Genomic DNA, 13,895 nt, shown 5'->3' with positions numbered 1-13,895 from the left:
GGTACACACGAGGTGTGAAAGCTTGGTAAACTTGGTTAACGGGGGATCGGTTTTTAATTTAGGAGTGTAATAATAAAAAAGCCTGACAAATCTACGATAGCATTCGTCCGGCTTTCTAGCTCTATATTCAAATTTTAAATAAATCACTTGATAAATATCTCTCACCTGTGTCACAAACAATGAATACAACGACATCATCTGATGTTAAACCTTTAGCGACCTGTATCGCTGCGAAACAAGCTGCTCCAGATGATGGACCGACAAGGATGCCCTCTTTTCGTGCGAGGTCTCTTGTTGTTTGATAGGCGTCTTCGTCTGTGATTTGATGTATTTCATCATAGACATTTGTATTTAAGATTTCTGGTATAAAGCCAGGACTTGTCCCTACTAATTTATGTTTTCCTGGTTCTCCACCGGAAAGCACAGGCGAACCTTTTGGTTCTACAACATGGACTTGGAGTCCCTCATAATAATCTTTCAATACTTCCCCGGTACCTGTAATGGTTCCCCCTGTCCCTGCAGTAGCAACGAATGCAGACAAATCCTTACCTATTTGTTTCATCCCATCAATAATTTCAATAGCAGTTGAATGCCTATGGGCATCTGGGTTAGCATTATTTTCAAATTGCATAGGGATAAAGCTATTAGGAATTTGTTTAGCTAATTCTTTTGCTTTTCTGATTGAACCAGGCATTTTTTCATCTCCTGGTGTGAGAACAACTTCTGCACCGTACGCTTTTAATAAATTGATTCTTTCTTTCGTCATCGTATCGGGCATTACGAGTATACTTTTATATCCTCTAGCGGCAGCATTCATAGCAAGACCTATGCCTGTATTTCCGCTTGTGGGTTCAATAATTGTAGCCCCTGGTTTTAATAACCCCGCTTTTTCAGCTTTTAGAATCATATTATATGCTGCTCTGTCCTTTACGCTTTTGCTAGGGTTAAAAAACTCTAGTTTTCCATAAATAGTAGCCCCATTTTTAGGCCCAATTTTATTTAATTTCAATAGAGGGGTGTCTCCTATTAGTTGCGCTAAGTTTTCAACAACCTTCATTCAAGTCGCATCCTTTCTTCAATGCTTTACTCTTTATTATAGTTATATCATATTTAACTTATCAGTTATAAAGGAATTGCTTAAAGGCAAACATGACATCATACCTATGGAAAAATACTGAAATTCTTATCTGTTCTGATAAAATAGATATAGATAATCAAAAGGAATTGGGAGGATAAAGATGATGGAAAAGAGAAATCCTCATTACTTTTATGCGATTAGTATACCAAGAAATATACAATTAATCATAAAACAAAAATGTCTGGCAGTAGAGGCTGATTATCCGTTTAAAGATTGGGTACATGAATGTGATTATCACATTACTCTTGCTTTCTTAGGGAGTGCTTCTTTAGAAGTATTGGACGAAATGAACCAACTGATAGTTAATGATTTAAAAAATACTTCCCCATTTACGCTGTATCTTGAAGGTGTTCAAACTTTTGGACTTAAGGAACGTCCTCGTATTCTATGGTGTGATATACATAAAGAAAAGCAATTACATGAAATTCAATCCATTGTTAATCAAGTCTGTGGAAAGTATGGTTTCTCACGTGATAGAAGAAATTTCACACCACATATTACATTAGCTAAAAAATGGCAAGGTAAAAATCAGTTCACACATTTTCCGCCTATTATGGAAACACCGTTATCATTTGAAGCTACTGAAGTGGGTCTTTATGAAGTAAATACAGAGAGTAAGCCGAAATATAAAAGAATAGCAACATTCTCATTAAAAAGTTAAGGGGGTAGTAGGGTGGGGCAGTTAATAAAAATTGTCGATTGTATTTCACGATATGAGCAGAATATTTATTTATATCCATCTAGATTTGTAAAATTAAAAAAACAACAATGGGAACTGTTATTGACCCGTTTTGAAGAAGAAGGAAAAGAGTACCAACTCATAGAGGAAGAACCAGCTCAATATCATAAACCACGCTTGAAGGATAAGCTGCTCAATATTGTAAAAAGAAACAAGGAGACAATGATTGAAGAGGTGGCTGAAGAGGAAACGAATCATAATGAAGATTCATTTTCGTTTACCGCGGACTATCATGTGAGACCTACCTCAACAAAGGAACTTAAGCAAATGTACCTCGATCAATTATTTCGTACACAATTAAAGTGGGCAAGCTCAACCTTGTTTTCTGAATCATCTCTACCAAGAAGTTACTATTATAATGAACAGTTAAAATACTTGTTACAAAGGTTTCCAGATACATTCCTTGTCCTATTCCAGCCGATACTAAAGCTAGGTCAAGCACCGGTTTCTCTTGATACAATTATTCTCACACCGACGGAAGTAATCTGTCTCCATTTTTTAGACGGTGCTGAATTAACGGCTTATACCGGAAGTGCTGGCCGATTTTGGTTAGCTAAAAAAGAAAATGAACAGAAAATTTTAAACCCATTGATCTCATTAAACAGAACAGTCACAGTAGTCAAGAAAATTTTGGACAAACATGATGTCACTTTACCTGTTCAAAAGGTTGTTCTTTGCCGAGAAGGATATATTGATTATCCTTCAGTACCCTTTGATGTTACTTTAATTGATCGGAAAGAGTATCCGTCTTGGTTCATAAATAAAAGACAAACAAAAGCACCGTTAAAAAGTCAGCAGTTATTAGCAGCACAAGCCTTGTTGACTTATGCGGAAAGTATATCATTCGAAAGATCGGAATGGAGTGACATAGGGGAAGGGTAACGAATAGGCGATTAATCATTATGGCTATCCATACGAAAAAAATGAAATAAGTGTGTCTCTCGTTCAGGCAAATTTAAGACAGCCAAGTCAAATACTCTTGTCCAGTAACAGGTCCGAATAAAAAGTGTTATTGGTTTGTAAGGCAGTGTTTGTACCATTCATGAACTGCATGGATGGAATAAGAGCTCGGCTGTTAAACTGGCCTTTTTCCATATAGATCGGGTAATGATTTGATAAGAGGTATTTTGAAAGTCTATTCAGCTAAACAAGCACTTAAATCACTGGTGAATAATATAGATAATGAAGAAGAGTTTTGATATCGGGTGAATTTGCGGATTAAATAACTCTATTTGCTATTTGTAAAAATAATGGGCTGTGGTTTGATGCTTAAGTTGCCTATAAGGTGAATCGGTTTATAAACCGATAGGAATAGAACCTGAGACTTTTTGTTGGCGTTACATATGATTTCCGCAAATGTCGTAGGAACTGTGGCGAGTACAGGGATGGACATTATTATAATTGATTAGTATGCTCACATTGCAAAGGAAAGTAGGGAAGTATAAAGAAGTGATGTCACTTCTTGGACTTTCTATCTCAATGCGGCTTCCCGTTCATTTGATGTGCAGGATAGAGGGGAGAATGGCTTATCATTTCGCCTAAGAGATATTTCCAATCTAGCAAAGAGGACAATAATTAAATGAAGGGATGGGGGAGTAATATGAATGATAGTAAGAAAGCATTTTATGCGTATTTAGATCGATTAGATTTAGTCACATTATTACTTCCTTATGATTATCACCAGGGTCATTCAAAGTATTTTACTTATATCCATCGTGATGAAAGTTACGAGCTTGTGATAGAAGGAATAGAAGAAATTAATGATTTTCGCAAATACTATTGTTCTTTTCCTCATCCTTTTCCATTTGGGGCGATATGTTATATAGAAAGTGAACACGGAGATGTGATTGAGGTCGATATTGGGTCGGTGACAAGAACACCTGAATTTGATGAGCTCTTCAAATATGAAGGGCCTCTTGGATATGAATATCAACCGCATGCAACGACTTTTAAAGTATGGGCACCAACGGCAACTGCCCTACGATTAGAGTTACATCATGGCAATGATTCAGAAATGATTGAACTGAGTAGGAAGCAAAAAGGTGTTTGGCAGGTTACTGTATCAATGGATGTACATGAATGGTGTTATTGCTACCACATATGTGTGAACGGGGTTTGGAGAGAAGCTGTAGACCCATATGTAAAAGCAATTACTCCAAATGGGCAATTAGGTGTCATTATTGATGAGAATCGATATAAACATCCAAAAACAGCACGCCCATCCTTCTCAATGATGACAGATGCTATTATTTACGAAACGCATATTCGGGATTTGACCATTCATCCAAATAGCGGTGTCCGCCACAAAGGTTTATATAAAGGCATAGCTGAAGAGAACACTGCTAACGTAAAAGGAGACTCTACAGCGCTCAATTATATGAAAGAATTAGGTATAACACATATCGAATTTTTACCATTGAATCATTTTGCTGGAGTTGATGAGACTAGACCAGACGATTGTTATAATTGGGGATATAATCCTCTTCATTTTAATGTGCCACAAGGAAGCTATGCCTCTAATCCTGCCACTCCTTATACAAGAATAAATGAATTAATCGGACTCATTGATGTCATTCATCAAAAAGGTATAAGGGTCATTTTAGATGTTGTCTATAATCATGTGTATGAAAGAGAAACTTCCTCTTTTGAAAAAATTGTACCAGGTTATTATTTTAGACATGATCTAAATGGTACTCCATCAAATGGTACAGGTGTCGGAAATGATATCGCATCTGAAAGGCATATGGCAAGAAAGTTTATTGTTGATTCGATTACTTATTGGACCAACACTTTTAAGGTTGATGGTTTTCGATTTGACTTAATGGGTATTTTAGATGTGACAACGATGAAACTTATCCGGAAAACGTTAGATGGCATTGATTCGACAATCCTTGTTATCGGTGAAGGTTGGGACTTAAATACACCTCTCGCTAAAGAAGAGAAAGCGAATATTCATAATCAAGATAGGCTTGGTGCCATTGCACAATTTAATGATCAGTTTAGAGATGGAATAAAAGGGAATACATTTAATCTATACGATTGTGGATATGCACTTGGTAATCACTATTATTATCAAACAGCTAAAACAGTATTGAAGGGGAGCATTGGTCAACAAGGGATATTTAATGAACCATTTCAGACGGTTAATTATGTGGAAGTACATGATAATCATACATTATGGGATAAAATCCATATATGTTTTCCTGAAGACACAGATGAAAGTAAAAGACTAAGACATCGATTAGCAACAGCGATGGTTCTTCTTGCACAAGGGATTCCTTTCTTGCACAGTGGTCAAGAGTTCTTTCGAACAAAAAACGGTGAAGGGAATAGTTATCGTTCACCTGATTGTGTGAATCAATTGGATTGGATGGCTAGGAGTAAATATAAAGAGAATGTTGAATATGTAAAAGGATTAATTGCTTTCAGAAAAAGGTATGCGATTTTACGTTTATCCAGTACGAAGCAAATTAATGAAGCGGTAAGTTTTCTAGATATTGAAAAACCACTACTGGCGTATTTACTTTCACATCATAAGTTTAATGAGGATGTATTATGTTATTTTAATCCAACTGAAAAGGAATATGAAATTTCCTTACCATATGGGCAATGGAAATTATATGTCACTCAAAATCAAGCCTCTCCTCATTCGTTAGGGAACTATTCTAATATTACTTTGCCTCCCTTTTCCTGCTATTGTTTTGTTCAGGAAAAAGTAACTTGCTAAAAACTCTTGAAAGAGATAAAATTTATAAAGATAGCTATTGTTGAATTTGTATCAATAGCTATTTTTATTTTCAATTGAAACTTTAAGTGTGAAATTGTTTAATACAGCTATTCATAAATGGCGTAGTAAATTGCAGGTGAACTATTTTGGAAAATTTATTCGGGGATGACTGGCGGATTATCCCGGCTGGTGGTGCAACTGGAGAAGCCTATTATGCACAACATGATGAACAGCGATTATTTTTAAAAAGGAATTCTTCTCCTTTTCTAGCCGTGCTTTCTGCAGAAGGAATTGTCCCGAAGCTTGTTTGGACGAAAAGGATGGAGAATGGAGATGTATTTACTGCTCAGCAATGGATGAGTGGTAGTGAGCTTAGGCAATCGCAAATGAATAGCGAGAGAGTAGCCAAGCTGCTAAAGAAGATTCACTCATCAAAACCATTGCTTGCCATGTTAACTAGGTTAGGGAAATCGGCCATCCATCCAGAGACAGTATTACAATCACTATTAACGGAATTGGATCAAGACTTATTGGAAATTCCATTAGTAGCTGAGTCACTAACATTTTTAAAAGACACAGTGAATGCGATTGAAACGGATGTAACGACTGTGTGTCATTGTGATGTGAATCATAATAATTGGCTATTATCCGAGGATAATCAGTTGTTTTTAATAGATTGGGATGGAGCAATGATCGGTGACCCGGCTATAGATATTGGTACATTATTATATGCCTATATTCCATATGAACAATGGAGTGAGTGGCTTCAGTTATATGGCATGGTGTTGACGGAAGATTTGCGATTGCGCATGAAGTGGTATGCATTGTTCCAAGCCTTGGATAGTATTCAATGGCATAAAAGTAAATTCCGTTTTCAGGAAATGAATAATCTAATCCAAGGGTTGGAAAGAAGGCTTCATTTAGATTATATTAGTTGATTCATTGTGTCGACCCATTGAGCGAGTTCATCTTTGCTAGAAGAAATATGCTCGTTTAGGTCAGATGATTCTATACCGTTTTTACTATATTGGTCAACATCATTTAATAAAGGAAGTAAATCTTGATGAATAGTTTCTTGGTTTTGTAGGGATTGTACAAGCCTAGCAATTTGTTCACATTCTGATTTGGAGCCACAGGTATCTGTGTGATGGTTCCTTAATAGATCCTGCAGCAATGTTAATTGGTCTTTTTGACTAATTGGCATTTTACTCACCTTTTTTCTTTTTATGGAATCACAACTAGATTGTGATTCCTTTCGTTTTTTATACATGCAAAAACCGTAATGACAAAAGAGGTTTCACCATGGGAAGTAGTGAGTGTCTGCAAAACTGCATAGTAAGCTATCCTTTTAAAGGAGCTTGCACACTTTTACATTGCATGTTATCTTTTGAAAGATGAATTGAATATAGAGGTGTAATTATGCGACAAAGAAATAAACCGTGGGCGAGAGAAAAACTTGCCAATTATCCACAATACATTATCCAAGAGCCAAAAGAACAAAAAGGAAAGTGGCAAGTGTGCTTTGGTAATAATCGTCCACTTCATATCGAAATTGGTACGGGAAAAGGTCGTTTTATTACTGGAATGGCAAAACAGAATCCTGAGATTAATTATATTGGTATTGAATTAGCGGAGAGCGTCATTGTAAGTGCGCTAGATCATATTATTGAAGAAGAATTACCAAATGTAAAACTGATGAATATCGATGCAGCAGAGTTACGGGAGGTATTTGAGAAAGGTGAAGTAGATCGGATTTATTTAAACTTCTCAGATCCGTGGCCTAAAAAACGACATGCAAAAAGAAGACTAACTTATCAAACATTCTTATCTCTTTATGAAGATATTCTACCTCCTCAAGGAGAGATTCATTTTAAAACAGATAACCAAAGTCTTTTCGAATATTCTTTAATGAGTTTCTCTCAATACGGAATGATATTGAAATATGTCAGCTTAGACCTTCACCAGAGTGATTATGAAGGAAATATAATGACAGAGTACGAAGAAAAGTTCTCGAATAAAGGTAGTCGTATTTTCCGATGTGAAGTGCAATATCGATAAGGTGAAAATGCCGCTTCACTTAAGAAAGGCTCAGAAAATAGTAACAGGTCTTTATCGTCATGTTGTGTTGGTGATAAAGGCCTTTTTCACTTCTCTAATCATGTTTCTTTGAGTAGACTGCATATCAAGAGTATGTGTTCAAAAAAGCGAAGAGAATACGAGTTCCGTACAAAATCGAATATATGAAAAATTGAAGAATTGTAAGCACATCGATCCTGTAACGGAAGTCAACGGAAAGAGAGTTTCTATGTGAACGATGAATCTCTATTTCTCCTCCTGATTTCAGAACTTTTTAGTGACTATACCCAGTGGCTTAACTGAACTTATTTTTTCTTTAATTAATGGAATACTGCTTAATAATAGATTTCTTAATATTGCGTAAATATGATAGACTAATGGTGTGAAAGGGAGGGAAAAGAATGGAGACTTTACAAATAGACGATATAAAATTAACTTGGCTTCGTGGTGGTGTCAATCATCTAGATGGGGGAGCGATGTTCGGTGTCGTTCCGAAACCATTATGGTCCAAAAAGTATCCTAGTAATGAAAATAACCAAATTGAGCTACGAACAGATCCTATCCTCATACAATGGAATAATCAATTGCTGTTAGTTGAAAGCGGTTTAGGGATTGGGAAGTTTACAGATAAACAAAAGCGGAATTACGGTGCATGGGAAGAATCGTTTATAGAGGAAGACTTAAGGCAACTAGGTTTTACGACGTCGGATATTGATTATGTTCTTATGACTCATATGCATTTTGATCATGCTTGTGGTTTGACTAAATTAGAAGGAGAATCCTATCATTCTGTATTTCCGAACGCGAAGATTATTTGTTCACAAATCGAATGGGATGAAATGAGAAATCCGAATATTCGCTCACGTAATACATATTGGAAGGAAAATTGGCAGAGTATACAAGAACAAGTAATAACATTTGATAAAGAATGGAGTATGGGACCTGTTCAAATGATTCATACAGGCGGCCATAGTGATGGACATAGCATCATTATCATTGAGGGAAAAGAAGAGTTGCTTATACATATGGCCGATATTATGCCAACACATGCGCATCAAAATGTGCTATGGGTATTGGCGTTTGATGATTATCCGATGGATTCTATCTCTGCAAAACAAAAGTGGATGAAGATAGGATTAGAAAAAGAAGCTTGGTTTAGTTTTTATCATGATGCCTTTTATCGAGCAGTTAAATGGAATCAAGAGGGGAAAGAAATCATCGCAGAAATTAAAAGAGCCAAATAAATAATGAATGCCTGTGCCCATCAACGCATCTGCGTCGATGAGGCTCAGCGCTCATTTAGGAATAAATTAAATAGGATAAGCGTCAATAATGACACCTGTTTTTGCATCGGCAACAAATTCATATTGTTTTACGTCTTCACCAGTATATCTGGATATGCCGCCTTTATACACTTCATAATGTAATTCTTCCTTTTGATAAGGTTCTTTTTCCATATGAATCCATGAACCACTTATTTCCCCATTCTCTTTGAAGGCATCTTTTGCATTTTGTAATGCCTTCTCAGGTGACGCTGCTATTTTCTCTGTCATTACCTCGCGCGTAATATATCCTCCAACAAGACCGATCCCTACACCTAAAACAAATGATTTCCAACTCATAATTAAACCTCCATTATTAAAAAGTATCTACATAATCTTTTAGATGTTTTGCTATGCTAATTGCTTCACTTTTATCTTAGCAAAGAATTGAATATTTAAAAACTAATTAACTTTCCTAATGGTGGCACCCGTCATAAAAGTTATGTAGAATGGTAATATACATAGGATTCAATATAGTCAAATAATAGGAGTGGGAAATAATGAATGAGAAGACTTTAGAACTATTTAAAACATTAACAGAACTTCCCGGAGCAGCTGGTAACGAACACTTAGTTAGAAATTTTATGAGAGAAGAGCTTAGTAAATATTCAGATGAAATTGTTCAAGATCATTTAGGAAGTATTTTTGGTGTGAAAAAAGGTGCTGAAACAGATCCTACGATTATGGTTGCAGGTCATATGGATGAAGTAGGTTTTATGGTAACTGCTATTACAGATAATGGCATGATCAGATTTCAAACATTAGGTGGCTGGTGGAGCCAGGTATTATTGGCACAAAGGGTGCAGATTATGACTGCTAACGGACCGGTAATTGGGGTGATTGGTTCTATCCCTCCTCATTTATTAGATGATACGGCAAAAAATAAGCCGATGGATATAAAGAATATGTTGATTGATATCGGGGCTGACAATAAAGAAGATGCAAGAGAAATCGGTATCAAACCGGGACAACAAATTGTTCCTATTTGTCCATTTACACCAATGGCGAATCCGAAGAAAATTTTGGCGAAGGCTTGGGATAATCGCTATGGGTGTGGTCTTGCTATCGAATTACTTGAGGAGATAAAAGATGAGAAACTACCTATTAATTTATGGTCTGGTGCGACTGTACAAGAAGAAGTAGGCTTAAGAGGTGCAAAAACAGCTGCTAATATGATTAAACCGGATCTTTTCTTTGCGCTTGATGCAAGTCCTGCCAATGATATGACTGGTAAAAAGGACGAGTTCGGACAGTTAGGGAAAGGTACATTATTAAGAATACTTGATCGCTCAATGGTTACACATCGCGGTTTGAGAGAATTTATTCTAGATACGGCTGAAAGTCATCAGATTCCATATCAATACTTTGTTTCTCCTGGTGGAACGGATGCAGGCAGTGTTCACTTAACAAATAATGGTGTCCCAAGTGCAGTTGTTGGTATTTGTTCAAGATACATTCATACGCACGGTTCAATTATCCATATAGATGATTATGCTGCTGCGAAAGAACTACTTGTCACATTGATAAAATCACTTGATCGCACAACAGTTGAAACCATTCGTCAAAACAGTTAGAATTTCAAATAAGTAACATGGGACTTCTTTACAAGAGGTCCTTTTTAAGTTTTGCATTGGCAATGAGTATATCAGGATGATTTTTAATATATTTATTTTAGGAGGGGCTATCATGAAGATCTATATTGGATCGAAAAACCCTACAAAAGTACAGGCCGTTAAAAATATTTTCATTGAAAATAGTGATGTTATTGCTGTTGATGTTGCATCTAATGTAGCTAAACAACCAATGACTGATCAAGAAACGATTCAAGGAGCAATTAACAGGGCGAAGGGTGCCTTATATGAAGGCGATGGAGTCATTGGCATTGGCCTAGAAGGTGGTGTACAGCAAACAGATTATGGTCTATTCTTATGTAATTGGGGTGCACTTGCAGTAGAAGGGCATACGCCAATTGTTGCAGGTGGAGCAAGAATTCTTTTACCAGATTCTATAGCGCAGCGTCTGATTGAAGGAGAGGAACTGGGACCAGTCATGGATGATTTTACGAATAAAAATAATATCCGTAGCCAAGAAGGAGCAATAGGGGTATTTACTGAAAATCAAATCAACCGCGAAGAAATGTTTACCCATCTTGTTAAGCTATTGTATGGTCAATGGCAATATCGCAATAGAGGTGAATAAAGCCTTTTGCAATAAATTAACCAGCCCATTTCATTTTAGGGCTGGTTTTTATTTAAGATGCATATGATGTGTTTTCTGCAAAAGTCTCAAAAATATACCCACCACATGAATGGTGGCAGGTAGGGAATAGTCTACTATTTTTCCTCAAAAATATAAGAAAGTACTTTAATGGCCTGATTAACCGTTTCCACTGTAACATTTGCTTTACTTGATAATTCTTTCAGAGGGTGGTGGAGTTCTTCTGGCCGAATGAGGATAAGCGGTTTGTTTTGGTTGATTGCTGCACTTGCATCCATAGCAGTATTCCATTGCTTATACTTTTCGCCAAATAAGGCAATCACTAAATCAGATTTTTTCAATAAAAGCTCAGTGCGTAAATTATTGATATTTGAAGCTGCTTCGTCTTTGAAAATAGCATTAGGCTGCTTACCAAGGATTTCCTCCCCAATGAAGTCACTGCGATCGTGATTCTCCATAGGTCCGAAAAAATGAACCGGTAACTGTAGTGATTTGGCTTTATCCTTCAGTTCTTCACGCCAGTTAGAATGAATTTCCCCAGCTAAATATACATTCAGTTCCATTGTCTTCCTCCTCTACACTTTTACTTATTCTAACATCAAATGGATTGATAGTGAAAATATGTGCACTGCTTATTTTGTTTGATACTGTATGTGCTAAATGGCTATTTTCTGTTCCGATGCTTAACTCCTTTCTAAAAATAAAAGTTACCCTTTACTTAATGTCGTTCATCTATTGAAGAACAGATCTTTCGAACAATCGCGCATTAAGATAGTCTATTTCATTTCATTATTAGAAGGCTTGTATGGCGGCTAATTCTAATGGTATTAACTATTTCATCAAATGAAGTATGAATATGAGAAGATGAAGAAAGAATGTGGACAAGTATCTACTGAACGTTTTTGAAGAAATACAAATGGTCATCCCATTCATTTTATTTTTGAATGGTATAAAACTTTAAGGTTGTAACTCCCTCTATTAACATCTTAATGAAATAAAAATTAAGATATTACATATGTCTTTACATGTGATAAGATAATATGGTGTTAAATGAACATAATGATGGAGGAATTATACTTATGAACGCTTTTCTTAATAAGAAGGGAGTAAAACTGTCTCTAAAGGTATATTTTATAGACGCTATGGGGAGTATGGCTTTAGGATTGTTCTCCACTTTAATTATAGGGTTGATTATTAAAACTATCGGTGAACAATTACAACTAGGCATGATTTCTAATGTAATGATTGAAATGGGTACAATGGCAATGGGGTTAATGGGTCCTGCGATCGGGGTTGCTATTGCGTATAGTCTAAAAGCGCCTCCTCTCGTCTTGTTTGCTTCTTTATTAAGTGGGGCAGCTGGTGCGGTATTAGGTGGACCAGCAGGTAGTTTTGTTGCAGCAATCATCTCTACTGAACTAGGCAAACTAATTAGTAAGGAAACAAAGCTTGATATTATTGTGACACCTTTTGTTGTTGTGTTTTCCGGATATAGTGTAGCGTCTTTAATTGGTCCTTTTATAGATCTTGGAATAAAAAATCTTGGAGCATTGATTATGTGGGGGACAGAGCAGCAACCACTAGTGATGGGAATGATTGTAGCTGTACTAATGGGTCTAGCTTTAACAGCCCCTATATCAGCAGCAGCTATTGCGATGATGCTTGATTTAAATGGTATAGCTGCAGGAGCAGCAACAATTGGTTGTGCTGCTCAAATGGTTGGATTTGCTGTCTCGAGTTATAGGGAGAATAAATTTGGTGGCCTTGTTGCACAAGGGCTAGGAACTTCTATGTTGCAGGTGCCAAATATTATGAGAAATCCATTCATACTCATCCCACCCACAATTGCAGGGCTTTTACTTGCGCCAATTGGCATTATTATTTTTAATATGGAAAGTATTGCTGCTGGTGCGGGAATGGGTACGAGTGGCTTAGTCGGCCAAATAATGACTTTTACAACAATGGGATTTAATCTTACTGTACTATTAAAAGTGATTGTAATACATTTTATTGGACCTGCAATCATTAGCTTGATAATATCAGAATATATGAGAAAAAAAGGCTGGATTAAATTCGGCGATATGAAGCTTGATATGGGAGATGAAAAACAATGAGAAAATTAGCGTCAATGGAAGAGTATGAGCAATTAAAGGAAAACGGAAAATATATTTTAATGTTTTCAGCACAGTGGTGCGGGGATTGCCGGTTTATTGAACCGTTTATGCCTGAAGTAGCTGATAAGTATAAAGAGTTTACATTTATTTATGTAGATCGCGATGAGTTCATCGATCTTTGTGTGGAACTTGATATTTTCGGCATTCCGAGCTTTGTAGCTATCGAAAATGGTAAAGAGCTTGGTCGTTTTGTCAGTAAGGATCGTAAAACACAAGATGAAATTGAGGAATTTATTGCAGCGCTTTAAAAATAGATTTGCACGGCTCCTTATAAGGGCCGTTTTTTTATTTTTACAATACGAATTTGGAGATCATCGGTGTTATTTCTTGTTCACACCACGAATCAATGACAATCTTGTTTGAATGGCAAATGAATCCACCCTGTATATCAATAAAAGGTATTTTGTTCATTCCTTTATATCGTTTTTCCCACGAAATAGTTTGGTTGTTTTGATAGGATAGATGGAGATATTTGTTCTACATGGATAATAGCCATATCATC

Annotated in this window: 14 protein-coding genes; 10 read left to right on the top strand and 4 right to left on the bottom strand. The window is 36.3% G+C overall.

Going from position 1 to position 13,895, the window contains the following annotated elements:
* Window positions 1–127 precede the first annotated feature (127 nt).
* Entirely contained in the window at window positions 128–1,057 is a 930-nt protein-coding gene (gene cysK, locus MKX83_RS18265; protein WP_095372207.1) for a cysteine synthase A, read from the bottom strand.
* A gap of 181 nt (window positions 1,058–1,238) precedes the next feature.
* Between cysK and thpR the strand changes: the two genes are divergently transcribed.
* The 4 genes from thpR (at window position 1,239) to MKX83_RS18245 (ending at window position 6,542) form a co-directional block, all read left to right on the top strand.
* Window positions 1,239–1,799: an RNA 2',3'-cyclic phosphodiesterase gene (gene thpR, locus MKX83_RS18260; RefSeq protein ID WP_307316718.1), complete on the top strand. Its 561-nt coding sequence runs from the start codon at window positions 1,239–1,241 to the stop codon at window positions 1,797–1,799.
* Window positions 1,800–1,811: 12 nt separating this feature from the next.
* Window positions 1,812–2,759, top strand: a complete 948-nt coding sequence (locus MKX83_RS18255) for a nuclease-related domain-containing protein (RefSeq protein WP_095372209.1) — start codon at window positions 1,812–1,814, stop codon at window positions 2,757–2,759.
* 718 nt (window positions 2,760–3,477) lie between these two features.
* Window positions 3,478–5,604 carry a type I pullulanase gene (pulA, locus tag MKX83_RS18250; RefSeq protein WP_341056912.1) on the top strand — a complete coding sequence of 709 codons (2,127 nt, stop codon included), beginning with the start codon at window positions 3,478–3,480 and terminating at the stop codon, window positions 5,602–5,604.
* Between the two features lie 146 nt (window positions 5,605–5,750).
* A complete protein-coding gene (locus MKX83_RS18245) occupies window positions 5,751–6,542 on the top strand; it encodes a phosphotransferase family protein (protein ID WP_095372211.1) in 792 nt (263 codons plus the stop codon).
* On the opposite strand, the gene MKX83_RS18240 is transcribed toward MKX83_RS18245, so the two are convergent.
* Window positions 6,530–6,808, bottom strand: coding sequence for a YtzH-like family protein (locus tag MKX83_RS18240; RefSeq protein WP_307316725.1), 279 nt, complete (start codon window positions 6,806–6,808; stop codon window positions 6,530–6,532). The genes MKX83_RS18245 and MKX83_RS18240 overlap by 13 nt on opposite strands.
* Before the next feature lie 215 nt (window positions 6,809–7,023).
* Here MKX83_RS18240 and trmB point away from each other — a divergent pair, with 215 nt between their 5' ends.
* Together trmB and MKX83_RS18230 are read left to right on the top strand one after the other, a co-directional pair.
* A complete protein-coding gene (trmB, locus tag MKX83_RS18235; RefSeq protein WP_341056907.1) occupies window positions 7,024–7,662 on the top strand; it encodes a tRNA (guanosine(46)-N7)-methyltransferase TrmB in 639 nt (212 codons plus the stop codon).
* A 419-nt stretch (window positions 7,663–8,081) separates the two neighbouring features.
* Entirely contained in the window at window positions 8,082–8,924 is an 843-nt protein-coding gene (locus tag MKX83_RS18230) for a YtnP family quorum-quenching lactonase (protein ID WP_095372214.1), read from the top strand.
* A 66-nt stretch (window positions 8,925–8,990) separates the two neighbouring features.
* Here MKX83_RS18230 and MKX83_RS18225 read toward each other — a convergent pair whose 3' ends face one another.
* A complete protein-coding gene (locus MKX83_RS18225; RefSeq protein ID WP_341056903.1) occupies window positions 8,991–9,302 on the bottom strand; it encodes a PepSY domain-containing protein in 312 nt (103 codons plus the stop codon).
* A gap of 200 nt (window positions 9,303–9,502) precedes the next feature.
* Here MKX83_RS18225 and MKX83_RS18220 point away from each other — a divergent pair, with 200 nt between their 5' ends.
* Both MKX83_RS18220 and MKX83_RS18215 read left to right on the top strand, forming a co-directional pair.
* The gene (locus tag MKX83_RS18220; protein ID WP_095372216.1) at window positions 9,503–10,576 is read left to right on the top strand and encodes a M42 family metallopeptidase; all 1,074 of its coding nucleotides are present in this window, start codon (window positions 9,503–9,505) and stop codon (window positions 10,574–10,576) included.
* Window positions 10,577–10,688: 112 nt separating this feature from the next.
* Window positions 10,689–11,201: a DUF84 family protein gene (locus tag MKX83_RS18215; protein ID WP_095372217.1), complete on the top strand. Its 513-nt coding sequence runs from the start codon at window positions 10,689–10,691 to the stop codon at window positions 11,199–11,201.
* Window positions 11,202–11,335: 134 nt separating this feature from the next.
* Here MKX83_RS18215 and MKX83_RS18210 read toward each other — a convergent pair whose 3' ends face one another.
* Window positions 11,336–11,782: a YtoQ family protein gene (locus MKX83_RS18210; protein ID WP_095372218.1), complete on the bottom strand. Its 447-nt coding sequence runs from the start codon at window positions 11,780–11,782 to the stop codon at window positions 11,336–11,338.
* A gap of 516 nt (window positions 11,783–12,298) precedes the next feature.
* On the opposite strand from MKX83_RS18210, the gene MKX83_RS18205 reads away from it, so the two are divergent.
* Window positions 12,299–13,333 carry a PTS transporter subunit IIC gene (locus MKX83_RS18205; protein ID WP_095372219.1) on the top strand — a complete coding sequence of 345 codons (1,035 nt, stop codon included), beginning with the start codon at window positions 12,299–12,301 and terminating at the stop codon, window positions 13,331–13,333.
* Window positions 13,330–13,641: a thioredoxin family protein gene (locus MKX83_RS18200; protein WP_095372220.1), complete on the top strand. Its 312-nt coding sequence runs from the start codon at window positions 13,330–13,332 to the stop codon at window positions 13,639–13,641. The genes MKX83_RS18205 and MKX83_RS18200 overlap by 4 nt, the downstream gene beginning before the upstream one ends.
* Window positions 13,642–13,895: the final 254 nt, after the last annotated feature.

The sequence above is a fragment of the Cytobacillus sp. FSL M8-0252 genome (genome assembly GCF_038007345.1).
Taxonomy (GTDB): domain Bacteria; phylum Bacillota; class Bacilli; order Bacillales; family Cytobacillaceae; genus Cytobacillus; species Cytobacillus kochii.
Note: the sequence above shows the minus strand (reverse complement) of the source record. Positions and strands in the feature narration are given on the sequence as shown.